Here is a 23,583-nt window from a genome sequence, read left to right as displayed (position 1 = left end):
TCCTTTGCATTAGAGAACGGGCCCGGGATGCTCCCGTAACGCCGTCAGCAAAGCCGCGGCACTCGCGCCGCGGCAATCCACAACTGTTTGAGCCCCGTCGGCACGTGCCAGCTCGGCGACCCTTGGGCTTGGAACAAACAACGGCAGCTGCGCAATCTCGGGCCAGGCATCGCCGGCCATTTCGCGCAGGTGCTCGAAACCCTGTCCACTGCTGACCACCAGCCCGTTCAAGCGTTCCGCTGCGATCCGCTGCGGCAACGCGTGCGGTGCATAGGCTGGCAGGTCACGTCGATACAATTCCAGATACTCGACACTAGCACCTAGCTCACGCAAACGCTCGGCGAGCAGCTCGCGCCCGCCCTGCCCGCGCAGGATCAACACCTGCGCACCCGGTCGGCTGACCGCCTCTCGCAGACGCGGCAACTGCAGCAGCGCTTCGCTGTCATCACCGTCGGCGGGAAAGCTGACATCCAGGCCATGATCGCGAAGAATCTGCGCGGTTGCCGCACCGACGCTGAACCACGGCATCGTCAGCGCAGGCGAGCCGCCGAGTAAATCCAGTGCAATGCGCGCCGCCGGTTTGCTGACCACGATCACCGCGCTGCAACCCGGCAACTGCGCAATCGCCTGACGAATCTTGTCAGAGACTGGCAGCGCAACAATGTCCAGGAGCGGCAGACAACTACTGAAAACGCCCTGCGCCGCCAACGTCTCGGCGAGCGCCGCACAATCTTCCGCAGGGCGCGTCAGCAGCAGGCGCCAAGCGGTCACTCGTGACCTGCCTCGCCGTAGACCGCTTTGAGAATGTCGGCGGCGCCCTGGCTCAACAGATCTTCAGCTACCTGCACACCCAATGCTTGGGCATTAGCACGTGGCGCACGGGCTTCAGCGCTGAGCAGCTTGCCACCGCTCGGCTCGCCGACCAGACCACGCAACCACAACTGCTCGCCTTCGAGCACGGCGTAGCAGGCGATAGGCACCTGGCAGCCGCCATTCAGATGTTTGTTGAGGGCACGTTCGGCAGTCACCCGCGACGAGGTGTCGGCGTGATGCAGCGGGGCGAGCAAGGCATGGATTTGCGTGTCGGCGCTGCGGCATTCGATACCGACCGCACCTTGGCCACCGGCCGGCAAGCTGTCATCGACACTGATTGCCGAAGTGATGCGCTCTTCGAAACCGAGGCGGATCAGGCCGGCCGCTGCGAGGATGATCGCGTCGTACTCGCCAGCATCAAGCTTGGCCAGACGCGTATTGACGTTGCCGCGCAGGAAGCGGATTTCAAGATCCGGGCGACGCGTCAGCAGTTGCGCCTGACGGCGCAGACTGGAGGTGCCGACGATGCTGCCGGCAGGCAACGCTTCAAGGCTTTCATAGGTATTGGAAACGAAGGCATCGCGCGGGTCTTCGCGCTCGCAGATGCAAAACAGACCGAGGCCTTCGGGGAAGTCCATCGGCACGTCTTTCATCGAGTGGACGGCGATGTCGGCTTCGTTTTCCAGCAGCGCGGTTTCCAGTTCTTTGACGAACAGGCCCTTGCCGCCGATTTTCGACAGTGGCGAATCGAGCAGCTTGTCGCCGCGACTGACCATGGGCACCAGCGTCACCAGCAGGCCCGGGTGGGCCGCTTCCAGACGGGCTTTGACGTATTCGGCCTGCCAGAGGGCCAACGCACTTTTACGGGTGGCGATGCGGATTTCGCGAGAGGACATGGATCAATCCGTACTGAATAGATACGGCGGATAATAACAGCTCAGCCAAATCCACTTTGACTTGAATCAGAGTCGGCGCGGCCTCCCTGGCCTGCAATGCCCGATGGAAAGAAATGTGAGCCGCCGGAAATGTCCGGATTACAGGCCCTGCATCATTTTGCGCACACCGGCCACGTGCCGACGGCTGACGATCAGCGCATCACCATTGAGGCCTTTGAGGAACAGCTGGAAATGCCCCAGCGGCGTGCGTTGCAGACGTTCGATGCGGTCGCGGGCGACCAGGGCGTTGCGGTGGATACGCACAAAGCGTTCGCCGAATTCGTCTTCCAGAGCCTTCAGTGGCTCGTCGAGCAGCACTTCGCCGGCCTCGTGGCGCAAGGTCACGTATTTGTGGTCGGCAATGAAATAGACCACCTGATCCAGCGGGATCAGTTCGATGCCTTTACGGGTGCGGGCGCTGATGTGGCTGCGTGGGCCGGTGCCACTTTCGGCAGCGGGACGGGTCAGGGCCGAGAGTTGCGCCCGGTTGGGACGTTCCGCCCGTTTCAGGGCGTCATGCAGATGTTCGGTTCGCACGGGTTTCACCACATAGCCCACGGCGCTGGCCTGCAGGGCTTCCACGGCAAATTCATCGGGGCTGGTGCAAAACACCACGGCGGGCGGCGTTTCTCGTTCGCACAGACGGGCAGCAACTTGCAGGCCATCGAGGCCCGGCATGCGGATATCAAGCAGCACGATATCCGGTTTGTGGCTGTCGATCAGTGCCAACGCCTCCTCGCCATTCGTGGCGCTGGGCTCCAGAACTGTATAACCCTCGAGCTCGCTCACCATTCGGCTGAGGCGCTCGCGAGCCAGTGGTTCGTCATCAACGATCAGGACATTCATATTGCGCTGGATTCCTGCGTGAGTCTCGCACAAGGATAGCGTAGACAGGTGAAGTGACGTCCGTCACCGCGATCCACGCTAAGACTAGCCCGAGCGCCAAAAAGTGCCGTACGTCGGCCAGCAATATTTGCCAGTGTCCGGGTCGTACTGCTCAAAGCCCGCTGTTTCCTGCGTTTCTCACGGGGATTGCCGAAGGACAATTACACCCACCCCCCTCTTCTTATAGTCGGCGGCCAGACCTTTGCGCGATCGAAAGTCGCGCCGACCCTTATGTCCTACTGTAGACGCTCGTCGGGCCGATATTGCTCAATCGAAAAATATCCTTGCGCAAATCTTCCGGGCGCAGCGCCGACTATGACTGAGCCAATGAGAAAAAAACGTATCGACCGGTGTCAGCGACAGTCTGGGCAACCCTGTTATTATCCGCGCCAGCGTTTCACGCCTTTTTTCTTCAAGCCGATACGAGCGAATTCATGAGCACTGACAAGACCAATCAGTCCTGGGGCGGCCGCTTCAGTGAACCCGTCGACGCCTTCGTCGCCCGCTTCACCGCCTCCGTCACTTTCGACCAGCGCCTGTATCGCCACGACATCATGGGTTCGATCGCCCACGCCACCATGCTGGCCAAGGTTGGCGTGCTGACCGATGCCGAGCGCGACAGCATCATCGATGGCCTGAACACCATTCAGGGCGAAATCGAGGCCGGCCAGTTCGACTGGCGCATCGACCTCGAAGACGTGCACATGAACATCGAAGCACGCCTGACCGACCGCATCGGCGTCACCGGCAAAAAACTGCACACCGGGCGCAGCCGCAACGACCAGGTCGCCACCGACATCCGCCTGTGGCTGCGTGACGAGATCGACCTGATCCTCGCCGAAATCACCCGTCTGCAAAAAGGCCTGCTGGAGCAAGCCGAGCGCGAAGCCGCGAGCATCATGCCGGGCTTCACTCACTTGCAGACCGCGCAGCCAGTGACCTTCGGGCACCACATGCTGGCCTGGTTCGAAATGCTCAGCCGCGATTACGAGCGTCTGGTCGACTGCCGCAAGCGCACCAACCGCATGCCATTGGGCAGCGCCGCGCTGGCCGGCACCACCTACCCGATCGACCGCGAATACACCGCGCAACTGCTGGGTTTTGACGCGGTTGGCGGCAACTCGCTGGACAACGTTTCCGATCGCGATTTCGCCATCGAATTCTGCTCGGCCGCGAGCATCGCGATGATGCACTTGTCGCGTTTCTCCGAAGAATTGGTGCTGTGGACCAGCGCGCAGTTCCAGTTCATCGATCTGCCGGACCGTTTCTGCACCGGCAGTTCGATCATGCCGCAAAAGAAAAACCCCGACGTGCCAGAGCTGGTACGTGGCAAGACCGGCCGTGTGTTCGGCGCACTGATGGGCCTGCTGACCTTGATGAAAGGCCAACCGCTGGCCTACAACAAGGACAACCAGGAAGACAAAGAGCCGCTGTTCGACGCCGCCGACACCCTGCGCGACTCGCTGCGCGCCTTTGCCGACATGATCCCGGCGATCAAACCGAAGCACGCGATCATGCGTGAAGCGGCGTTGCGTGGTTTCTCCACCGCGACCGACCTGGCGGATTATCTGGTGCGCCGTGGTTTGCCGTTCCGTGATTGCCACGAAATCGTTGGCCATGCCGTGAAATACGGCGTGGACACGGGCAAGGATTTGGCCGAGATGAGCCTGGAAGAACTGCGCCAGTTCAGCGATCAGATCGAGCAGGACGTGTTTGCCGTACTGACCCTGGAAGGCTCGGTGAATGCCCGTGACCATATCGGCGGGACTGCGCCGGCGCAGGTCAAGGCTGCTGTAGTGCGCGGTCAAGCGCTCATCGCCAGCCGCTAAAAGCATCGCTGGCAAGCCAGCTCCCACAGGGTTCTTTGCTGGAACACAATTTTGGTTCGACCCAAAGACCTGTGGGAGCTGGCTTGCCAGCGATGACTGACTTCAGAACGCTAAAAAAATCACTTCTTTGCAGCGATCATCGCCAAAAACGCCGGCATCGCCGCATCCTTGTCCGCCGCAATCTTCTGCACATGCGGATTCTGCTCAAGCCTCTCCAGCAACGCCTTCGCCTGCGGCATCTCCGCCAGGAAATCAATCCCGAACAGCTTCTGCCCGACCGCAGAGGCCAGCGGCACGCTGTAGAGGAAGTACAAATCGGCAATACTCAAGCTGTCGCCCGCCACGTACGGGACGAATTTGCCGTGTCGGCCCAAGGCCGCAAAACCCAGCAACAATTCAGTCTTGGTCTTTTCCTTGATCGCGTCCGGCAAAGTCATGCCGAAAAATGCTTCGCCATAACAGGCACGCCCCGGCAACTCGATGTACAGCTCGATTTCCTTGGCAATCGCCAACACCTGCGCGCGCTCGAACGGATCGCTCGGCAGCAGCGCTGTGCCTTTCTGGGTCTGCTCCAGGTATTCGAGGATGATCGCGGTTTCGTTGATGTAACCACCATCGACGCCGAGCACCGGCACTTTGCCGCGCGGGCTGATGGTCAGGGACTCCGGGGTTTGCGCCGGGTAGAACGTGACCTCTTCGAACGACAGGCCTTTTTCCAGCAGCGCCAGTTTGACCATGTTGTAGTAGTTGCTGACTGAGAATCCATAAAGCTTGAGCATCACATAGCCTCCAGGCCGTGCGGGGTGGGCAGTGCCTGTTTATAGAACGTGCAGGCCAATCCCGCCAGCAGCATCACGCCTCTGAATGCGGGTAAACTGGCGCCTTTCCTTGAGGAGCCTGCCATGAGCGAGCCGACAGACATCGACAATGACAACGACGAAGAAGAGTTCACCGAAGCGACGTTGATCGAAGCCATCGAGAACCAGATCGAAAGCGACAACCCGCCAGCGGCCAAAGCGACTTTCAACAAGCTGACACTGGTCGGAACTGAGCGCGAAGAGATCCTCAACCTGATGGCGCACGTGCTGGCCTACGAGATTGACGCGATGCTCGATGAAGATCGCGCATTTGATACTGAATGGTACGAAGCGGCCCTGCGTGCGCTGCCTGAGTTGCCGCCAGAAAAATCCTGAATCAAAAGATCGCAGCCTTCGGCAGCTCCTACATAAATCCCCTGTAGGAGCTGCCGAAGGCTGCGATCTTTTTTATGAGGACTACACTGGAATCCGCCTCAAGACAAAATCCCTGATCTGAGCACTGGACATGCCGCAAAAGCCGGTTCACCTTAGGGGCGCTGTCGTCCAATTCCTAGAAAGTCTGGAGTCCTTATGTCGCTTACCCCTGAGTTGGTTGCCGAACTGGAAGTCCTCGCACTCTTTCCCCTGGACAGTTCCCAGGAAGGTTTGAAAATTCATCAGACCGCTGCCCCGAAACATATTTCTGCCGCCAAACGCCTCTTTGAAAAAGACCTGACTGATCAGCCCGATGGCGGTTATCTGACCAGCCTCGGTCGCGATGCAGCACAAAACGTGCAGACCGTGCTGACCATTTTGAGAGAGCAAGAAACCGCCTGATCCTCCCCGGCTTCGCCCACGGGAACTCCTGCCACGGGATTTCCGCGGGCCTGCCTGTTCGTCCGCGATAGAAATCTGACGTCAAAAAACAAAATCAGCTAAAAGTCCCGCCGCGCTAAGGCTAAACTGCCTGACATTCCGAGACCCTCTACGTCCGAGCCTGCGAGCCGGTTTGAGCTGACATGACGCGCACCCACGAAATCCGCCCCGACCTGGACGAAGGCATTGACCGCAAAGTCCTCAGCCAACTGCGCGCGCGGTTTCTCAAACTCAATGAAGGCCGCCTTGGGCGCGCCCTCGAAGGGTTGTCAACACGCCAGCAAAGCGTACTGACGCTGCTGCCGCTGTTCTTCCATGTCAACCATCCGCTGCTGCCGGGTTATGTCTCGGGCAGTACGCCGGCTGGTCTGTCTAATTACGAGCCCGACGCCAATGTGCTCGCCGAAGCCCAGCGCCTGACCCGATCGTTTTCTTACAAGCCACGCCACGGCAGCAACCCGCCGCGACCTATTCACGGTCTGTTTCTGATGGGCAGCCTCGGCACGCTGGCGCAGGCCGATCAGAGCGACATGGACGTGTGGGTCTGCCATGCGCCAGATCTCAATGAAAGCGAACTCACTGAGCTGAGCAAGAAATGCCAATTGCTGGAAGCCTGGGCCGCGAGCCAGGGCGCCGAGGCGCATTTCTTCCTGATCGACCCGGTGCGCTTCGTCAAAGGCGAGCGCGACACCCAACTCAGCTCGGAAAACTGCGGCAGCACCCAACACTATCTATTGCTGGACGAGTTCTACCGCACCGCGATCTGGCTGGCCGGGCGCACGCCGATCTGGTGGCTGGTGCCGGTTTACGAGGAAACCGCCTACGACCTGTACACCCACACCCTGCTGTCGAAGCGCTTCATTCGCGCCGACGAAACCCTGGATCTCGGCCATCTGGCGACGATTCCACCGGGAGAGTTCATCGGCGCGGGTTTGTGGCAGTTGTTCAAGGGCATCGAGTCACCGTACAAATCGGTGCTCAAACTGTTGCTGACCGAGGTTTACGCCAGCGAGCACCCACACGTGCAGTGCCTGAGCCTGCGCTTCAAGAAAGCCGTGTTCGCCAATCAGCTCGATCTCGATGAGCTGGATCCGTACATGGTCGTGTACCGGCGCATCGAGGAATACCTCATTGCGCGCAACGAGCCGGAACGCCTGGAACTGGTGCGCCGCGCGCTGTATCTGAAGGTCAACCGCAAGCTCACCGGCAACAGTCGCACCCAGAGCTGGCAACGTTCGTTGCTCGAACGGCTGGCCAGCGAATGGCATTGGGATCAGCGGCAACTGGCGCTACTCGACAGCCGCAGCCAGTGGAAAGTCCGTCAGGTCAGCGCCGAGCGCCGCGCGCTGGTCAACGAGCTGAATTACAGCTATCGCTTCCTGACTCAGTTCGCCCGCACCGAACAGACGGTCAGCCTGATCAACAAGCGCGACCTCAATGTGCTAGGCCGGCGCTTGTACGCGGCGTTTGAGCGCAAGGCTGACAAGGTCGAGTTCATCAACCCCGGCATCGCCCCGGACCTGGCCGAAGACACCCTGACGCTGGTGAAATCGCGCAACAAAAAGGAACCCGGGCAAACCCAGTGGGGCCTATACAACGGCAGCCTCACCGCGCTGGAGTGGGAGCACTTTGCGCCGATCAAGCGCAGCCGCGAGCTGCTTGAACTGCTGACCTGGAGTCACCGCAACGGCGTGATCGACAGCAGCACTCGCCTGGCGCTACACCCTGGCACCAGCGACCTGAGCGAGTTCGAGCTGTTCAACCTGCTCGGTAGCCTGCAACAGTGCATCGCCCTGCCCTTGCCCACTGTCGCCGAAGAGCCATTGCTGCGCGCCGCCGTGCCGAGCGAAGTGCTGATGCTGGTCAACGTCGGCGTCGACCCGCTCAAGCATCACCGCGACCTCAACATCCTGATGACCACCGAGCGCACCGACTCGCTGAGCTACGCCGGTGTGCGCGAAAACCTCGTGTTGACCCTCGATCAAGTCACGCTCAACAGCTGGAACGAAGTGCTGGTCAACCGCTTCGACGGCCCGCACGCCCTGCTCGATTGCCTGCGCGATTACCTCAACAACCTGCCACGCGGGCCGTTGCAACCGTCGTTGAAGGTGCGCTGTTTCTGCCACAACCGCGCGCAGTTCATTGCCCGGCGTGTCGAGGAAATCGTCGACACCGCGCAAAACCTGCTGCTCAGTGATTTGAACCACCGCTACCTGATTCAAGTGCAGCAGCACTATCACGTGCTGGAGTTGGTGCCGGGCCAGGTCAACCACGTCGCCCTCGCGACCCTGCCGGCACTGCTCGATTACCTCGGCGAAGAACAGCCGCGCTACAGCCCGCTGCACCTGGACCCGATGGCGCTGGAGGAACACGACCTCGCGCTGATCCTGCCAATGGGCCAGCCGGAATGCATTCAGGTGTTCTACCGCATCACCGAACAGCAAGCCGAGCTGTACGTATTGGATGAATTCAATGCGCTATGGCAGCAGCATTTGCCGTACCACGACGAGCAGAGTCTGCTGGTGCCGCTGCAGCGCTTCCTGCAATCGATCCTGTTCCGTCGCGAAGCCGTGTTGCCGATGGACGCCGGCCCGGGTGCCCGTCTCGAAACGTTGTATTACCAGTTATTGCCTTCGGGTCCGGGGCGCGCGCGACGGGTCGAAGCGCGACCAGCACCGCAGACCCCGGTAAACAAGCCGTTCTACGACGTGCAGGCGATCGTCGGCAAAGCCGCACCGGGCGAAGTGCAGGTCACGCTGTATTGCAATCAACGGGAATTCAGTGAGCTGGAACATGGCGACCAGCTGTTCAGCGTGGTCGCCCAGGAGATCGTCGAGCAGCGCCGCGACAGCGAACGCTATCGCTGCTACATCACCGACCTCGACCTTTCGGGCCTGCTCGGTGACGGGCAGAGTTCAAGCAATCTGTATCTACGCTACAAGGCTGACCTGGAGCGCGCTCTGAACGAGGCACTCGAACAGGTCTGAAGGCGGGTTACTCGCGGAAATCACCGCCGTTGGCCGGCTGCGATTCGACTTCGAGCAAGGTCAGCTTGAGGGTCTTGCCACCCGGTGCCGGCCAGTCGATGTGTTGACCGACTTTCAGGCCCAGCAGTGCACTGCCGACCGGTGCCAGAATGGAGATCTTGCCTTCGTCGGCGTTGGCATCCTTGGGATAGACCAGCGTCAGGTGGTAGTCCTTGCCACTGCCTTCTTCACGGCAATGCACGCGGGAATTCATCGTCACGACATCGGCGGGCACTTCATCGTGGCCGACCACGTCGTCGGCACGGTCCAGTTCGGTTTGCAGCGCGATCACGCCCGGCGCAGCCTGGTCTTTGTCGTTCAGGCTGTCGATCAGGCGCTCCAGACGTTGCACGTCCAGACGGGTGAGGGTGATGGAAGGTGCGGTCATGATCCGGGCAGACTCCTTTCTTCTGCACAAAAAAAGCAAAACCCCGCCAAAAAAGACGGGGTTTTCACCGTGCCTCGGTGGTTTGAGGCGTCTGCGGACACTATCACAGCTCAAAAAATATACAAGTCACCCTGCCCCAGCCCCCACTTATCCATCCGGGAACCTTTGTGGCGAGGGGATTTATCCCCGATGGGTCGCGCAGCGGCCCCAGGCTTTTGAGACTGCTGCGCAGTCTGTCGGGGATAAATCCCCTCACCACAGGATCGAGTCAGGCTTGAGTGCGGCGCTCGGTGGCTTGGGCGCAGATGACCCGGCGGCGCTGATCGTCTGCCGAACGCCATTCGCGAATGTCCTCGACATGGCGGAAGCAACCCAGGCAGACCTTCTGCTCATCCAGCCGGCACACCCCGCTGCACGGCGAAGGCACTGCCGCGCTGACATTGCTGTAAAGCGGCTTCGGCGGACGAACGGGAGCAGTATCAGTCACGAAATCACAAACCTTCGAAATCGAAGTCGGCGCCGGCCTGCTGCTTGACGATGCGCTCGAGCATTTCGCCCAATTGCTCTTCGCTCTTGTCGCACATCCAGCGCTCGCTTTCTTCGTCGTAATCAAAGTGGAATCCACCGGACACCGCCGCCAGCCAAAGCTGACGCAGCGGCTCCTGGCGGCTGAAGATCAGCTGCGAGCCGTTTTCGAACTTGACGGTGAGCACACCGGCCGAGTTCTCCATGTCGATATCCAGGTCGCTTTCATCAAAGATGTCTTCCAGTTTTTCCTGGGTTTCATCGACCAGATCGTGGAAACGGGCTTCGGACAAACTCATTGCGGCAACCTCAAAAAATGTTCTGATCAGGCTCAAGCGCCGAAAGATACGGACGCTGCCGGCCGATTGCAAAGATTAACGACCAAGCACCCTCACCACCCTTTGTAGGAGCAAAGCTTGCTCGCGAAAGCGGTCAATCATTCAACAATGATGCTGACTGATAAAACGCTTTCGCGAGCAAGCTCTGCTCCTACAAGGGATTGCGGCGGTTCGGGCAGCTTTGGGCAAGCCCCGCCGGACGGGAAGGCCATCACATAGGCAAGCTGCCGGGTGGCCGGTATACTCCGGCGCAATTAACGCATTTTCAAGGATTTCGCCATGAAGCGCCTGATCTCTTCCCTTGCTGCGCTCGTCGCGGTTGCCTGCCTCGTTTCGGCCTGCGGTCAAAAAGGCCCGCTGTACCTGCCCGATGACGATCAGGACCCGGCCGAGCAAGCCAAATCGTCGCAACAACAGCCTGCCTCCAAGGCGCACAAGCACGACGTTTACCAATAAGGGATCGCCATGGACGCTTTTAACTACCGTGGCGGGGAACTGTTTGCGGAAGGTGTGGCGCTGTCTGCCATCGCCGACCGCTTTGGCACGCCCACCTACGTTTACTCGCGCGCACACATCGAAGCCCAGTATCTGGCGTACGCCGATGCGCTGGCCGGCATGCCGCACCTGGTCTGCTTTGCGGTCAAAGCCAACTCCAACCTCGGCGTACTGAATGTCCTGGCGCGTCTGGGCGCCGGTTTCGACATCGTGTCCCGTGGCGAACTGGAACGCGTGCTCGCCGCTGGCGGCAGCCCTGAAAAAATCGTCTTCTCCGGTGTCGGCAAGACCCGCGACGACATGCGTCGTGCGCTGGAAGTCGGCGTGCACTGCTTCAACGTCGAATCCACTGACGAGCTCGAGCGCCTGCAAGTGGTTGCCGCCGAACTGGGCGTCCGCGCCCCGGTTTCGCTGCGCGTGAACCCGGACGTCGATGCCGGCACCCACCCGTACATTTCCACCGGTCTCAAAGAGAACAAGTTCGGCATCGCCATCGCCGACGCCGAAGACGTGTATGTGCGCGCCGCGCATCTGCCGAACCTGGAAGTGGTCGGTGTCGACTGCCACATCGGTTCGCAACTGACCACGCTGCCACCGTTCCTCGATGCGCTCGACCGTCTGCTGGATCTGGTCGATCGTCTCGGCGATTGCGGCATTCACCTGCGCCACATCGATCTCGGTGGCGGTCTGGGTGTGCGTTATCGCGATGAAGAGCCGCCTTTGGCTGCCGACTACATCAAAGCTGTGCGCGAGCGTCTGAACGGACGTGATCTGGCGCTGGTGTTCGAGCCGGGCCGTTTCATCGTTGCCAACGCCGGCGTGCTGCTGACCCAGGTCGAGTACCTCAAGCACACCGAATACAAGGATTTCGCCATCGTCGACGCGGCGATGAACGACCTGATCCGCCCGGCGCTGTATCAGGCGTGGATGGACGTTACCGCAGTCAAACCGCGTGACAGCGCTGCGCGCAAATACGACATCGTTGGCCCGATCTGCGAAACCGGTGACTTCCTCGCCAAGGATCGCGAATTGGCTCTGGCCGAAGGCGATCTGCTGGCCGTGCATTCGGCCGGCGCCTACGGTTTTGTGATGAGCTCCAACTACAACACCCGTGGCCGCGCCGCTGAAGTGTTGGTAGACGGTGATCAGGTTTTTGAAGTGCGTCGCCGCGAGACCGTGGCCGAGCTGTTTGCCGGCGAAAGCCTGCTGCCGGAGTAACCCATGCTGCTGCGTTTTACTAAAATGCACGGCTTGGGCAATGACTTCATGGTTCTCGACCTGGTCAGCCAGCACGCGCATATTCAGCCAAAGCACGCCAAGCAATGGGGCGACCGCCACACTGGCATTGGTTTCGACCAATTGCTGATCGTCGAGGCGCCGAGCAATCCGGACGTGGATTTCCGTTATCGGATCTTCAACTCCGACGGCTCGGAAGTTGAGCAGTGCGGCAACGGTGCGCGCTGCTTTGCGCGCTTCGTGCTCGACAAGCGTCTGACCGCCAAGCGGCAGATTCGCGTCGAAACCAAGGGCGGCATCATCGAACTGGACGTGCGTAACGACGGCCAGATCGGCGTGAACATGGGCGCCCCGCGTCTAGTGCCGGCGGACATTCCGTTCGACGCACCGGCGCAAGCCATCAGCTATCAACTGGAAGTCGATGGCACCACGGTCGAACTGGCCGCTGTGTCGATGGGCAATCCTCACGCGGTACTGCGCGTGCAGGACATCAACAACGCGCCAGTGCATGAGCTGGGGCCGAAAATCGAACATCACCCGCGCTTCCCCGCGCGCGTGAACGTCGGTTTTCTCCAGGTCATCGACCGCAACCGCGCGCAACTGCGCGTGTGGGAACGTGGTGCCGGGGAAACCCAGGCCTGCGGCACCGGCGCTTGTGCAGCGGCTGTCGCTGCGATCAGCCAGGGGTGGATGGATTCGCCGCTATTGATCGACCTGCCCGGCGGGCGTCTGTCCATTGAATGGGCGGGCCCTGGCCAACCGGTGCTGATGACCGGTCCGGCAGTGCGTGTATACGAAGGACAAGTACGTCTTTGAGTGAGCAGAAACCATGACCGATAAGCCTCAGGTACCCGCCCGACAGTCCGACGAATCAGCGTCCGAGAGCCTGGAGGCGGCAGCGGTTGCTGCGTACCTTGAGGCGCATCCGGACTTCTTCGTCGAGCACGAAGAACTGCTGCCCGCCCTGCGCATTCCGCACCAGCGTGGCGATACCGTTTCGCTGGTCGAGCGGCAGATGACTATCCTGCGCGACCGCAACATCGAGATGCGTCATCGCCTCTCGCATTTGATGGACGTCGCCCGCGACAACGATCGCCTGTTCGACAAGACCCGCCGCCTGATTCTTTCTCTAATGGACGCCGCCAACCTGGAAGACGTGGTGATCAGCGTCGAAGACAGTCTGCGCCAGGATTTCCAGGTGCCTTTTGTCAGCCTGATCCTGCTCGGTGATAACCCGGCACCGGTTGGCCGTTGGGTCACCCACGCCGACGCGCAAGTCGCCATCGGCGGCTTGCTCACCGAAGGCAAAAGCGTCAGCGGCAGCCTGCGCGAACATGAGCTGGACTTCCTCTTCGGCGAAGAACAGCGCAAGCAGATCGGCTCCACCGCTGTGGTCGCGGTCAGCCATCAAGGCATCCACGGCATTCTGGCGATCGCCAGCCGTGATCCGCAGCACTACAAGAGTTCGGTCGGTACGCTGTTCCTCAGCTATATCGCCGAGGTCATGGGCCGCGTGCTGCCACGGGTCAACAGCTCCCTGCGCTCGGTACGCTGAACATGGACCGACAACTGGACGCTTACTGCGAACACCTGCGCAGTGAGCGACAGGTGTCGCCGCACACGCTGTCGGCCTACCGCCGCGACCTCGATAAAGTCCTTGGCTGGTGCGTGAAACAGAACATCGGCAGCTGGGCGGCGCTGGATATTCAGCGCCTGCGCAGCCTGATCGCCCGTTTGCATGCGCAAGGCCAGTCCTCGCGCAGCCTCGCCCGGTTGCTGTCGGCGGTGCGTGGGCTTTATCACTATCTGAATCGCGAAGGCCTTTGCGACCATGATCCGGCCACGGGTCTGGCACCACCTAAAGGCGAGCGCCGCCTGCCGAAAACCCTCGACACTGACCGTGCTCTGCAACTGCTGGAAGGTGCAGTCGAGGATGATTTTCTCGCGCGTCGGGATCAGGCGATTCTGGAGTTGTTCTACTCCTCCGGTCTGCGCCTCTCCGAGCTGACCGGGCTCAATCTTGATCAGCTGGACCTCGCCGACGGCATGGTTCAAGTCCTCGGCAAGGGCAGTAAAACCCGGCTGCTACCGGTGGGTAAAAAGGCCCGCGAAGCACTGGAACAATGGCTGCCGTTACGGGCCATGACCAACCCCGCAGACGACGCCGTGTTCGTCAGCCAGCAAGGTCGACGCCTTGGCCCGCGAGCGATTCAGGTGCGGGTCAAACTCGCCGGCGAACGCGAATTGGGGCAGAACCTGCACCCGCACATGCTGCGGCACTCGTTCGCCAGCCATCTGCTCGAATCCTCGCAGGACCTGCGCGCCGTGCAGGAATTGCTCGGCCACTCAGATATCAAGACCACGCAGATCTACACCCACCTGGACTTCCAGCACCTGGCGGCGGTCTACGACAGTGCCCACCCACGGGCCAAACGCATGAAAGGCGATGATTCATGAGCATCCAGTTGATCACCTTCGACCTCGACGACACCCTGTGGGACACCGCGCCGGTGATCGTCAGCGCCGAAGCGGTATTGCGCGAATGGCTGAGCGAACATGCGCCGAACCTGGGCGCGGTGCCGGTCGAACATTTGTGGACGATTCGCGAGCGTGTACTGGCTAACGAGCCGGGGCTCAAGCACCGGATCAGCGCGCTACGTCGGCGGGTGTTGTTTCATGCGATGGAAGACGCTGGATATGCCCATGGCGAAGCTACCGACCTGGCAGACAAGGGTTTTGAAGTGTTTCTGCATGCGCGGCATCAGATCGAAGTGTTCCCTGAAGTCGAGCCGATGCTGGAGATTCTCGCCAATCATTACGCCCTTGGCGTGGTCACCAACGGCAACGCCGATGTGCGTCGATTGGGCCTGGCGGATTACTTCAAGTTTGCGCTCTGTGCGGAAGATATCGGCATCGCCAAACCGGATGCGCGGCTTTTTCATGAGGCTCTGCAACGCGGTGGCGCCACCGCCGAAACCGCCGTGCACATCGGCGATCATCCGGGTGATGACATTGCCGGAGCACAACAGGCGGGTTTGCGGGCAATCTGGTTTAACCCGGCGGGCAAAGCCTGGGAAGCGGATCGTCTGCCGGACGCCGAAATCCGTAGCCTCAGCGATTTGCCAGCCGTGCTTGCACGCTGGAATACCCTCTCCGCCTGACGCACAACCGCCTTTTTGTGGCGAGGGGATTTATCCCCGATGGGCTGCGAAGCGGCCCCAAATGCAGAACACCCAACAGTCCTGACACACCGCGCAAGCTGACTTCACGGCTGCTGCGCAACCGATCGGGGATAAATCCCCTCGCCACAGTGACCGCAGCGGGTCGTGCATTTTCTAACGGCATGAAAAAGCCCGCAGCGACGGCGGGCTTTTTCAGCAAGCAAGCGGCACGCCTCAGATAGGGCGGCTACCGTACTTGTTGTCCGGCTTCTTCGGAGGATCGGCGACCACATTGGCCTCCACTTCCTGCACTTTTCCGCCGCGCAACAGGAACTCTTCCATGGCCTTGGCCAGGGCGTCGCGTTCCTTGTTCTTGGCTTCAATGCTCGGCAACTCATCTACCGACACCGCAGCCTTGGCTTTGCCTTTGGCAGCCGGGGCCGGCGTATCGTCACCGCCATCGTCGTCAGCAACGTCTTCCGCTGCCGCTTCCAGGCCTTCCTCGGCCTCGTCTTCGTCGCCTACTTCGAGGTCGTCGTTTTCCAGATCATCGTCGCTCATGTTCTACCTCATGACTTGCGAAAAGCAGATTAGTTATAGACCAGCTTTGGCAACTGTCGAAAGTCGCCGTTAAAAAATCAGTAACCATTGGTGACCAACGGTTTATGCCCCTTCACCGTGCAAGGTGGCGAGGACTTTTCGAGCACCGCCATGATCACGGTGCTCGCCCAGATAAACGCCTTGCCAGGTCCCCAGAGCCAGACGACCTGCCGAAACCGGCAGACTGATCTGGCAACCAAGCACGCTGGCCTTGAAGTGCGCCGGGAGGTCGTCCAGGCCTTCGTCGTTATGCTCATAGCCGTCTGTTCCTTGTGGGATCAGACGATTGAAAAATCGTTCGAAGTCGCGACGGACCGCCGGATCGGCGTTCTCGTTGATGGTCAACGACGCCGAGGTGTGCTGCAGCCACAAATGCAACAGACCGACCCGGCACTCCCTGAGTTCAGGCAGGCCAGCGAGTAACTCGTCCGTTACCAGATGAAAGCCCCGGGGCCGTGCCCGCAGGGTTATCAGAGTCTGTTGCCACATACAGTTCTCCGCACGTTCGGGGCGCATTCTAGCGCGCTCTGGGAAAAAACAAAGGCCCTAATATTCGCTCAATGATGTAAGCCATTGGCCGGTGAAAAACCGCCGTCGTAAACACGACTAAAGGCGTACGAAAAATCCTTTCAGCCTGTCGCTTAATGACAAATCCCGGACAAAAAAATGCCCGGCGAACCGGGCAATTTTTTTCAGTGCGCGTACTTACAGGTTGTAGCCGCGTTCGTTGTGTTGTGCCAGATCGAGGCCAACCGACTCTTCTTCCTCGGTCACACGCAGACCCATGACGGCGTCCAGGACCTTGAGGATGACGAAGGTGACGATCGCGGTGTAGATCACTGTGAAGCCGACGCCTTTTACCTGAATCCAGACTTGCGCGCCGATATCGGTGACGGTGCCGAAGCCACCCAGAGCCGGCGCAGCGAACACACCGGTAAGGATCGCGCCGAGAATACCGCCGATACCGTGTACGCCGAACGCGTCCAGGGAATCGTCATAACCGAGTTTGCGTTTCAGCGTGGTGGCGCAGAAGAAGCACACCACACCTGCGGCCAGACCGATCACCAGTGCGCCCATCGGGCCCACAGTGCCGGCAGCCGGAGTGATCGCGACCAGACCGGCAACCACACCCGATGCGATACCCAGTGCGCTTGGCTTGCCGTGGGTGACCCACTCGGCAAACATCCAGCCCAGCGCCGCCGCAGCGGTAGCGATTTGGGTGACCAGCATCGCCATGCCGGCGGTGCCGTTGGCCGCCGCAGCGGAACCGGCGTTGAAGCCGAACCAGCCGACCCACAGCATCGCCGCGCCCATCAGGGTGTAACCGAGGTTGTGCGGAGCCATCGGGGTGGTCGGGAAGCCTTTGCGCTTGCCCAACACCAGGCAGCAGATCAGACCGGCCACACCGGCGTTGATGTGCACCACGGTGCCGCCGGCGAAGTCGAGCACGCCCCAGTCCCACATCAGGCCGCCGTTGCCGGACCAGACCATGTGCGCGATCGGTGCATAAACCAGGGTGAACCAGATGCCCATGAAGATCAGCATCGCGGAGAACTTCATCCGCTCAGCGAACGCGCCGACGATCAGCGCCGGGGTGATGATCGCGAAGGTCATCTGGAAGGTGATGAACACCGCCTCAGGGAACAGCGCCGCAGGGCCGGTCAGGCTCGAAGGCGTGACACCGGCGAGGAACGCCTTGCCCATACCGCCGAAGAACGAGTTGAAATTGACGACGCCCTGCTCCATGCCGGTGGTGTCGAACGCGATGCTGTAGCCATAAATGACCCACAGGATGCTGATCAGACCGGTAATGGCGAAGCACTGCATCATCACGGAAAGAATGTTTTTCGAGCGAACCATGCCGCCGTAGAACAGCGCCAGGCCCGGGATGGTCATGAACAGCACGAGGGCTGTCGAGGTGAGCATCCAGGCAGTGTCGCCGGAATTGAGGACCGGGGCCGCCACTTCGTCTGCCGCCATAGCAAGGCCGGGCATTACGATAGACAACAGGGCTCCTAGCCCTGCGAATTTACGCAGAGTCATATTGTTTTCTCCTGGGGCGTTGGGGTTTGTGGCGGCGCTTAGATCGCGTCGGTATCGGTTTCGCCGGTACGGATGCGAATCGCCTGTTCCAGATTGACCACGAAGATCTTGCCGTCACCGATCTTGCCGGTGTTGGCCGCTTTGGTTATCGCCTCGATAACCCGATCCAGATCCTTGTCGTCGATGGCCACGTCGATTTTCACCTTGGGCAGAAAATCGACCACATATTCCGCGCCGCGATACAGCTCGGTGTGACCCTTCTGCCGGCCGAAGCCTTTGACTTCAGTAACGGTAATGCCCTGCACGCCGATTTCGGACAGCGACTCGCGCACGTCGTCCAACTTGAACGGCTTGATGATGGCAGTGACTAGCTTCATGAAAACTCTCTCCCGAATTGGTGGACTTGCCCCAGGAAAACAAACCCGACTCAAGTCTAAGCGCAGTGCCTGGCTTTGTAACGCATCGTCGGCCGTACCTGCCCGACTGACGCCAGCTAACCGCTGCCGACGAAACTCCCCGCTCCGCCTGCCGCACTGCATTCGTCACAGCGACTGCATCAGTGCATGGGTCGAAGGTGACTAAGCAGAAAGCTTGCCATCTCGCCAAAAACCTCTGATTTCAATCCCTTGGCCGCTGTCGCACGCCATCCCGTGCAAAACCCCATCCGGATACGCACAACAACGGTGCGTCGCCGTCCGTCCGCCTGCGCGAAAAGCGTGCATCCCTGACCACGGGATTGACTATAGACACTGCGTGATACACTGCCGGCCATTGTTTCCAGGACATCCACCATGCTCGCGCCCAAAGACTTCCTCGACGCCCTGAGCGGCACCGCCTCCCGCCTCTTCAGCGGCGACACCCCGCTGCCGAAAGCCGAAATTGAAAGCCAGTTCAAGATGCTGCTGCAGAGTGCCTTCAGCAAACTCGACCTGGTCAGCCGCGAAGAATTCGACAGCCAGATGGTCGTACTGGCCCGCACTCGCGCCCGCCTCGAAAGCCTCGAAGCCAAAGTCGCCGAGATGGAAGCCAAGCTGACACCGCCAGCCGAATAACGCATCCACCTGTAGGAGCTGCCGAAGGCTGCGATATTTTGATCCTCAGCCCTTCAACCATCCCGGCAACGTCCTACAACCTGCACCACCGCCGTCCGATTGCGCCGAAAAGCCCAGGTTTCTAAGCTCACCCGATGCTGAATGTTCAGCACCGGGTTTGGCGACCCGAACAGCTTAAGGCGCACGACAACCATGATGGCGGCTACATTACCGCCACATCGTTTCATGGCGGTTGTGCGTGGGAGACCTTCGGGTCTGCCGGGTTCCTTTTGCTCCGGTTCGCCAACCCGCGTACAACTGCCACCCAATCGTTTGGCGACGATTGAGGGCAGCCCCTTAAGCAAGAGGAACTGCTCAATGAATCAAGAAGAGACTTATCTGACCCCGCACATTTTCACCCGCCACAAACTCCCCCTCCACGCCCTCCTCATCCAGAACCAACCCTGGTTCTGCGCCCGAGACCTGAGCCGCCTGCTGCACATCTACCTCAACGAACGCATGCTGCGAAAACTCGACCCCGACCAATACCAAACCCGTAAAACCCTGATCCACAACCAGATCGAAAACACCCTGCTGATCAGCGAATCAGGCATCTACGCCCTCCTCGTCTACCACTACTGCCCCGAATACCGAGCGCTGCGCGAATGGCTCACCCACCAAGTCATCCCCACCCTGCGCGACGCCCAACACCCCACCACAAGCGAACGCCCACACCTGAGCCTGCTCAGTTGGCCGGACATGACATTGAGTTTGTTGCACTGGAATAACCAGCAGTGGATACGGTTACAAGATGTGCCGCAGATGATGGTGGAACGGGAACAGACCAAGCGCCCAATGACGGGGCCATGGTGGAAAAGAGCTTCGCGAATGCTGCAATCGCTATAAACCCGCATGCCGGAGCTGGGCCCTGCGCAAATCGTAAGTCGATTGGAGATTCATCCAGAACTCAGGCGTAGTGTTGAGATGAGTGGCAAGGCTGATTGCCAGATCGGCGCAGATCCCGAGCTGGCATTTCACAAGCTTTTCGATCTCACTTTCGGGCCAGTTCGTGGGCATGGCCAGATCCATGACGGTCATGCCCGACGGCTGCATGAATTCCTTATTCAGAACCTCGCCCGGATGAATCGGGCGCATACCATTGCGGTCCATTTTTCGCATCCAGAGACTGCGTTGAGTGGCCAAGCTGGAACATCCGACTCCTGGATACAAGACCTTCATCCCCTTTCGGCGTCCTACAACTATTAGGGCATGGCCCTACAAACATCAGCGTCTGCGCCTGATTACGCGACTTTTCCTCCTTGTACTACGGTGGCCAACAAAGCATCTGTCACCCAAAAAACGAGGCATCAATGAAAGACAAAAAGAGAAGGGCAAAGCTAGAAGAGATTGTTGGATATCACGCTGAAGCACTTCGGTTAGCCGGAGGTATTTCAGCCAATCAGCGTCGTTTTATTGAGGTAGCGGCCAAGTACGGTAAAGAACTCGAACCGGATGGTTGGCTGGCCGGGGGAGGAAGCCAAGTAAGAAAACCCGAAGAAGAAAACTAATGTGACGCCTCTACTGAACGTGGAAGGACACCTTGGCAACATCCAGTGAAGGTTTGCCCTCGCATCCGTGTCGCCTGGATTCGCTCTCCCAACTACCCTTCAAAAACCCGCAGGAAGCGGCCCCCGATTCAGCTCAAGGAACGACCATGTCCCTCTCCATCGTCCACAGTCGCGCCCAGATTGGCGTGGAAGCCCCCGCCGTCACCGTCGAAGTCCATCTGGCCAACGGCCTGCCGTCGCTGACCATGGTCGGCCTGCCCGAGGCGGCGGTGAAGGAGAGCAAGGATCGGGTGCGCAGCGCGATCATCAATTCAGGGCTGCAGTTTCCCGCGCGGCGGATCACCTTGAATCTGGCGCCGGCGGATTTGCCCAAGGATGGCGGGCGGTTTGATCTGGCGATTGCCTTGGGGATTCTGTCGGCGAGTGTGCAGGTGCCGTGTCTGACGCTGGACGATGTGGAATGTCTGGGAGAGTTGGCATTGTCCGGCGCAGTAAGGGCGGTGCGCGGGGTTTTGCCGGCAGCATTGGCGGCGCGCAAGGCGGGTCGTGCGTTGGTGGTGCCGCGAGCGAATGCCGAGGAGGCGTGTCTGGCTTCGGGGTTGAAGGTGTTTGCGGTGGATCATTTGCTGGAGGCGGTGGCGCATTTCAATGGCCATACGCCGGTTGAGCCCTATGTCTCCGATGGATTGATGCATGCCAGCAAGCCTTATCCCGACTTGAATGAAGTGCAAGGGCAAGTGGCGGCGAAACGAGCGTTGCTGATCGCTGCTGCGGGGGCCCATAACTTGTTGTTCAGCGGGCCGCCGGGAACGGGTAAGACATTGTTGGCAAGTCGGCTGCCTGGGCTGTTGCCGCCGCTGGCCGAGAGTGAAGCACTGGAGGTGGCGGCGATTCAGTCAGTCGCCAGTGGCGCGCCGCTGACCCATTGGCCGCAGCGCCCCTTCCGTCAACCGCACCACTCGGCATCAGGGCCGGCTCTGGTCGGCGGCAGTTCGAAACCGCAACCCGGTGAGATTACCCTCGCCCATCACGGCGTGCTGTTTCTCGATGAGCTGCCGGAATTTGATCGCAAGGTATTGGAGGTTTTACGCGAGCCTTTGGAGTCAGGGCACATCGTGATTTCCCGAGCCAAGGATCGCGTGCGCTTTCCGGCACGTTTCCAGTTGGTCGCAGCAATGAACCCCTGCCCCTGTGGATATCTTGGTGAGCCCAGCGGCAAGTGCTCGTGCACACCGGACATGGTGCAGCGCTATCGCAACAAGCTATCGGGGCCTTTGCTGGATCGGATTGATCTGCACCTGACGGTGGCGCGGGAAGCGACGGCGTTGAACCCACAGGCCAAGCCGGGAGAAGACAGTGCCAGCGCCGCAGCATTGGTAGCCGAGGCTCGCGAGCGACAGCAAAAGCGTCAAGGCTGCGCCAACGCGTTTCTCGATCTGCCAGGACTGAAAAAACACTGCAAGTTATCCACAGCCGATGAGAAATGGCTGGAATCAGCCTGTGAACGGCTGACGCTATCGCTGCGCTCGGCACACCGGCTACTCAAGGTCGCCCGCACTTTGGCAGACCTTGAGCAAGTCAATGCAATCAAACGCGAACACTTGGCCGAGGCGCTGCAATATCGGCCGGCGACACCTTAATGCTCGGTCAGATCCACCAACGGCGTCTGCCGCACTTCGGTCTCGCGCCCCGCCTGAATTTCGGTCACACGCTTCAAGGCGTTATCCACAGCCCCCTTGTCCGCAAGCAGGCTGTAGCTGATCTGGAACTGTTTGTGTTCTTTGGGTGCGATAGTCGGCACCAGATTCAGCGGACGCTGATAGCGGCGGTTGTAGGAAAAACTGGTGCCCGGCTCCAGCCCCGTGACATAGCCCTGCCCTTGCGTATCGGTGTTTTTCCACAGGGAGAACACCGGCAACTGCTGGGTATTGAAGCCGACGGAGACACCGAGGCTGCCCGCCTTGTTATGCAAAACGGTCAGGGTTTCACCTTTCGCGTCGGCATAGGGCACAACGTTATAGACGGTTTCGTCGTAGTCCTTGGTCGGCGCGCGATAGGTCTGCCAGTCAGCCAGATCGCCTTTGGCCTTGTCGTTGAACGGCGAGACCTGTTTTACCGGTGCAGCAAAACGGGCACCCTGCTCGAGGAACGGCGTGCTGAAATTGCTGTGGTACAGCGCTTGGTATTCCTTTGGATAGTCGCCGTTGTTGGTCAGCGTATCGTTGAGTGCAAAGCGCACGCTGCCAGGCTCGGTGACCAATTCAGTGACAACCGAGAAATCGACTTTCTTGAAAGCTTGCTCTTTCAGCTCGCCGCGCAGACTGATGGCGTAGGGTGGCTTTTCGTCGATGTGCAGCGTGACGGTACTGGCCGGGATGTTGGCGGCGCGGCCGTGCAAGGTCAGCAGCTCACCATTATCGATGCCGGGATGGCCGACCCATTCGTAACCGCAGCGGGCGACCAGCTCATTGAAGCCTTCCAGCCAACCCAGCCCACCGCGTCCGTTGAGCTCGATAAAGGACGGGTTGACCACGTCCTTGACCGGCGAATCCCACCCCATGCGCACATTGCCGACAGAGGCCTGCAAGACATTCATGCCGCGGGTTGGCACCACCGAGAGTTTCATCGTGCCGTTATCGATATCAACGATGCTGACACCTTCCTGCCGCCCACCGTGCAAGGTACGCAGGCTTACGGAGAAGGGTTGGTCGGTTTTCACACCGAGCTGTTCACTGGTGATGCTCCAGTTTTGCGCGGGCTTGTTGGTATCGAGAAGGACGTAATCCCAGGCCATGGCGTGGGAAGCAGCAGTGAAAGCGCCGAGGGCGACGGCGAGTTTGAGCGGAGTCATGGCAGCAGCCTTTATTGGAGTTGTGCCATTTTTATAGCGCTGCGGAAACGTTTCAGCAAGTATGAAAGAGCAAGAGTACGAGTGTTTTATCCAGGATTGGCGGTGAGGCGATCGCGAGCAGGCTCACTCCCACAGGGATCTTTGGTGATCACAAACATTGCGACCAACCGATACACCTGTAGGAGT

The 23,583-nt window shown here is 60.0% G+C and carries 27 protein-coding genes and 1 pseudogene; 14 read left to right on the top strand and 14 right to left on the bottom strand.

The window, feature by feature from the left end; genetic code table 11:
• Positions 1–9 precede the first annotated feature (9 nt).
• The 4 genes and pseudogenes from ACZZ0B_RS27655 to ACZZ0B_RS27640 form a co-directional block, all read right to left on the bottom strand.
• On the bottom strand, positions 10–771 hold the full coding sequence (locus ACZZ0B_RS27655) for a uroporphyrinogen-III synthase (RefSeq protein WP_463546713.1): 762 nt from the start codon (positions 769–771) through the stop codon (positions 10–12).
• Entirely contained in the window at positions 768–1,709 is a 942-nt protein-coding gene (hemC, locus tag ACZZ0B_RS27650; RefSeq protein WP_008084557.1) for a hydroxymethylbilane synthase, read from the bottom strand. Before hemC ends, ACZZ0B_RS27655 begins: the two co-directional genes overlap by 4 nt.
• A gap of 138 nt (positions 1,710–1,847) precedes the next feature.
• Positions 1,848–2,594, bottom strand: coding sequence for a LytR/AlgR family response regulator transcription factor (locus ACZZ0B_RS27645; RefSeq protein WP_007911111.1), 747 nt, complete (start codon positions 2,592–2,594; stop codon positions 1,848–1,850).
• Positions 2,591–2,731, bottom strand: a pseudogene (locus tag ACZZ0B_RS27640) (sensor histidine kinase); the annotation flags it as partial. The pseudogene ACZZ0B_RS27640 and the gene ACZZ0B_RS27645, both read right to left, overlap by 4 nt.
• A 336-nt stretch (positions 2,732–3,067) precedes the next feature.
• Between ACZZ0B_RS27640 and argH the strand changes: the two are divergent.
• On the top strand, positions 3,068–4,462 hold the full coding sequence (gene argH, locus ACZZ0B_RS27635) for an argininosuccinate lyase (protein WP_008084559.1): 1,395 nt from the start codon (positions 3,068–3,070) through the stop codon (positions 4,460–4,462).
• Between the two features lie 119 nt (positions 4,463–4,581).
• On the opposite strand, the gene ACZZ0B_RS27630 is transcribed toward argH, so the two are convergent.
• Entirely contained in the window at positions 4,582–5,241 is a 660-nt protein-coding gene (locus ACZZ0B_RS27630) for a glutathione S-transferase family protein (RefSeq protein ID WP_463546712.1), read from the bottom strand.
• A 123-nt stretch (positions 5,242–5,364) separates the two neighbouring features.
• Between ACZZ0B_RS27630 and ACZZ0B_RS27625 the strand changes: the two genes are divergently transcribed.
• The 3 genes from ACZZ0B_RS27625 (at position 5,365) to ACZZ0B_RS27615 (ending at position 9,122) form a co-directional block, all read left to right on the top strand.
• Complete coding sequence (locus tag ACZZ0B_RS27625; RefSeq protein ID WP_463546711.1) at positions 5,365–5,655, top strand: hypothetical protein; 291 nt, start codon at positions 5,365–5,367, stop codon at positions 5,653–5,655.
• A 195-nt stretch (positions 5,656–5,850) separates the two neighbouring features.
• The gene (locus ACZZ0B_RS27620) at positions 5,851–6,096 is read left to right on the top strand and encodes a TIGR02647 family protein (RefSeq protein WP_008084565.1); all 246 of its coding nucleotides are present in this window, start codon (positions 5,851–5,853) and stop codon (positions 6,094–6,096) included.
• A gap of 182 nt (positions 6,097–6,278) precedes the next feature.
• Positions 6,279–9,122, top strand: coding sequence for a class I adenylate cyclase (locus ACZZ0B_RS27615; RefSeq protein ID WP_463546710.1), 2,844 nt, complete (start codon positions 6,279–6,281; stop codon positions 9,120–9,122).
• 7 nt (positions 9,123–9,129) lie between these two features.
• On the opposite strand, the gene rnk is transcribed toward ACZZ0B_RS27615, so the two are convergent.
• The 3 genes from rnk to cyaY form a co-directional block, all read right to left on the bottom strand.
• Complete coding sequence (gene rnk / locus ACZZ0B_RS27610; RefSeq protein WP_008084569.1) at positions 9,130–9,549, bottom strand: nucleoside diphosphate kinase regulator; 420 nt, start codon at positions 9,547–9,549, stop codon at positions 9,130–9,132.
• Positions 9,550–9,817: 268 nt separating this feature from the next.
• Positions 9,818–10,036: a DUF1289 domain-containing protein gene (locus ACZZ0B_RS27605; RefSeq protein WP_082341499.1), complete on the bottom strand. Its 219-nt coding sequence runs from the start codon at positions 10,034–10,036 to the stop codon at positions 9,818–9,820.
• 4 nt (positions 10,037–10,040) lie between these two features.
• The gene (gene cyaY / locus ACZZ0B_RS27600; protein ID WP_008084571.1) at positions 10,041–10,373 is read right to left on the bottom strand and encodes an iron donor protein CyaY; all 333 of its coding nucleotides are present in this window, start codon (positions 10,371–10,373) and stop codon (positions 10,041–10,043) included.
• 318 nt (positions 10,374–10,691) lie between these two features.
• Here cyaY and lptM point away from each other — a divergent pair, with 318 nt between their 5' ends.
• Genes lptM through ACZZ0B_RS27570 form a run of 6 tightly spaced genes read left to right on the top strand, consistent with a single transcriptional unit; the run spans position 10,692 to position 15,304 of the window.
• Positions 10,692–10,868 (top strand): LPS translocon maturation chaperone LptM, encoded by a 177-nt coding sequence (gene lptM / locus ACZZ0B_RS27595; RefSeq protein WP_003229400.1) that lies wholly within the window; start codon positions 10,692–10,694, stop codon positions 10,866–10,868.
• A 9-nt stretch (positions 10,869–10,877) separates the two neighbouring features.
• Complete coding sequence (gene lysA / locus ACZZ0B_RS27590; protein ID WP_463546709.1) at positions 10,878–12,125, top strand: diaminopimelate decarboxylase; 1,248 nt, start codon at positions 10,878–10,880, stop codon at positions 12,123–12,125.
• Between the two features lie 3 nt (positions 12,126–12,128).
• Entirely contained in the window at positions 12,129–12,959 is an 831-nt protein-coding gene (gene dapF, locus ACZZ0B_RS27585) for a diaminopimelate epimerase (RefSeq protein ID WP_053124973.1), read from the top strand.
• Positions 12,960–12,972: 13 nt separating this feature from the next.
• Positions 12,973–13,698 (top strand): DUF484 family protein, encoded by a 726-nt coding sequence (locus ACZZ0B_RS27580; protein WP_463546708.1) that lies wholly within the window; start codon positions 12,973–12,975, stop codon positions 13,696–13,698.
• 2 nt (positions 13,699–13,700) lie between these two features.
• Positions 13,701–14,600, top strand: a complete 900-nt coding sequence (gene xerC, locus ACZZ0B_RS27575) for a tyrosine recombinase XerC (RefSeq protein ID WP_463546707.1) — start codon at positions 13,701–13,703, stop codon at positions 14,598–14,600.
• Positions 14,597–15,304: an HAD family hydrolase gene (locus tag ACZZ0B_RS27570; protein ID WP_463546706.1), complete on the top strand. Its 708-nt coding sequence runs from the start codon at positions 14,597–14,599 to the stop codon at positions 15,302–15,304. Before xerC ends, ACZZ0B_RS27570 begins: the two co-directional genes overlap by 4 nt.
• Before the next feature lie 234 nt (positions 15,305–15,538).
• Here ACZZ0B_RS27570 and sutA read toward each other — a convergent pair whose 3' ends face one another.
• The 4 genes from sutA to glnK form a co-directional block, all read right to left on the bottom strand.
• Positions 15,539–15,865: a transcriptional regulator SutA gene (sutA, locus tag ACZZ0B_RS27565; RefSeq protein ID WP_463546705.1), complete on the bottom strand. Its 327-nt coding sequence runs from the start codon at positions 15,863–15,865 to the stop codon at positions 15,539–15,541.
• 102 nt (positions 15,866–15,967) lie between these two features.
• Positions 15,968–16,393 carry a secondary thiamine-phosphate synthase enzyme YjbQ gene (locus ACZZ0B_RS27560; protein ID WP_007920418.1) on the bottom strand — a complete coding sequence of 142 codons (426 nt, stop codon included), beginning with the start codon at positions 16,391–16,393 and terminating at the stop codon, positions 15,968–15,970.
• Positions 16,394–16,609: 216 nt separating this feature from the next.
• On the bottom strand, positions 16,610–17,947 hold the full coding sequence (locus ACZZ0B_RS27555) for an ammonium transporter (protein ID WP_008086040.1): 1,338 nt from the start codon (positions 17,945–17,947) through the stop codon (positions 16,610–16,612).
• A 38-nt stretch (positions 17,948–17,985) separates the two neighbouring features.
• Entirely contained in the window at positions 17,986–18,324 is a 339-nt protein-coding gene (gene glnK / locus ACZZ0B_RS27550) for a P-II family nitrogen regulator (RefSeq protein ID WP_002555808.1), read from the bottom strand.
• A gap of 414 nt (positions 18,325–18,738) precedes the next feature.
• On the opposite strand from glnK, the gene ACZZ0B_RS27545 reads away from it, so the two are divergent.
• Entirely contained in the window at positions 18,739–18,999 is a 261-nt protein-coding gene (locus ACZZ0B_RS27545; RefSeq protein WP_007920416.1) for an accessory factor UbiK family protein, read from the top strand.
• Positions 19,000–19,356: 357 nt separating this feature from the next.
• Positions 19,357–19,884 carry a BRO-N domain-containing protein gene (locus tag ACZZ0B_RS27540; RefSeq protein WP_463546704.1) on the top strand — a complete coding sequence of 176 codons (528 nt, stop codon included), beginning with the start codon at positions 19,357–19,359 and terminating at the stop codon, positions 19,882–19,884.
• Here ACZZ0B_RS27540 and ACZZ0B_RS27535 read toward each other — a convergent pair.
• The gene (locus ACZZ0B_RS27535; protein ID WP_463546703.1) at positions 19,879–20,148 is read right to left on the bottom strand and encodes a HigA family addiction module antitoxin; all 270 of its coding nucleotides are present in this window, start codon (positions 20,146–20,148) and stop codon (positions 19,879–19,881) included. The two genes, ACZZ0B_RS27540 and ACZZ0B_RS27535, sit on opposite strands and share 6 nt — an antisense overlap.
• Positions 20,149–20,348: 200 nt before the next feature.
• On the opposite strand from ACZZ0B_RS27535, the gene ACZZ0B_RS27530 reads away from it, so the two are divergent.
• Together ACZZ0B_RS27530 and ACZZ0B_RS27525 are read left to right on the top strand one after the other, a co-directional pair.
• Entirely contained in the window at positions 20,349–20,546 is a 198-nt protein-coding gene (locus tag ACZZ0B_RS27530; protein WP_463546702.1) for a hypothetical protein, read from the top strand.
• Positions 20,547–20,692: 146 nt separating this feature from the next.
• Positions 20,693–22,186, top strand: a complete 1,494-nt coding sequence (locus tag ACZZ0B_RS27525; protein WP_463546701.1) for a YifB family Mg chelatase-like AAA ATPase — start codon at positions 20,693–20,695, stop codon at positions 22,184–22,186.
• Here ACZZ0B_RS27525 and ACZZ0B_RS27520 read toward each other — a convergent pair.
• Complete coding sequence (locus ACZZ0B_RS27520; RefSeq protein WP_463546700.1) at positions 22,183–23,397, bottom strand: aldose 1-epimerase family protein; 1,215 nt, start codon at positions 23,395–23,397, stop codon at positions 22,183–22,185. The genes ACZZ0B_RS27525 and ACZZ0B_RS27520 overlap by 4 nt on opposite strands.
• Between the last annotated feature and the right edge of the window lie 186 nt (positions 23,398–23,583).

It is taken from the genome of Pseudomonas sp. AC247 (assembly GCF_979258015.1).
This window is presented reverse-complemented; position numbering and strand designations above follow the sequence as displayed.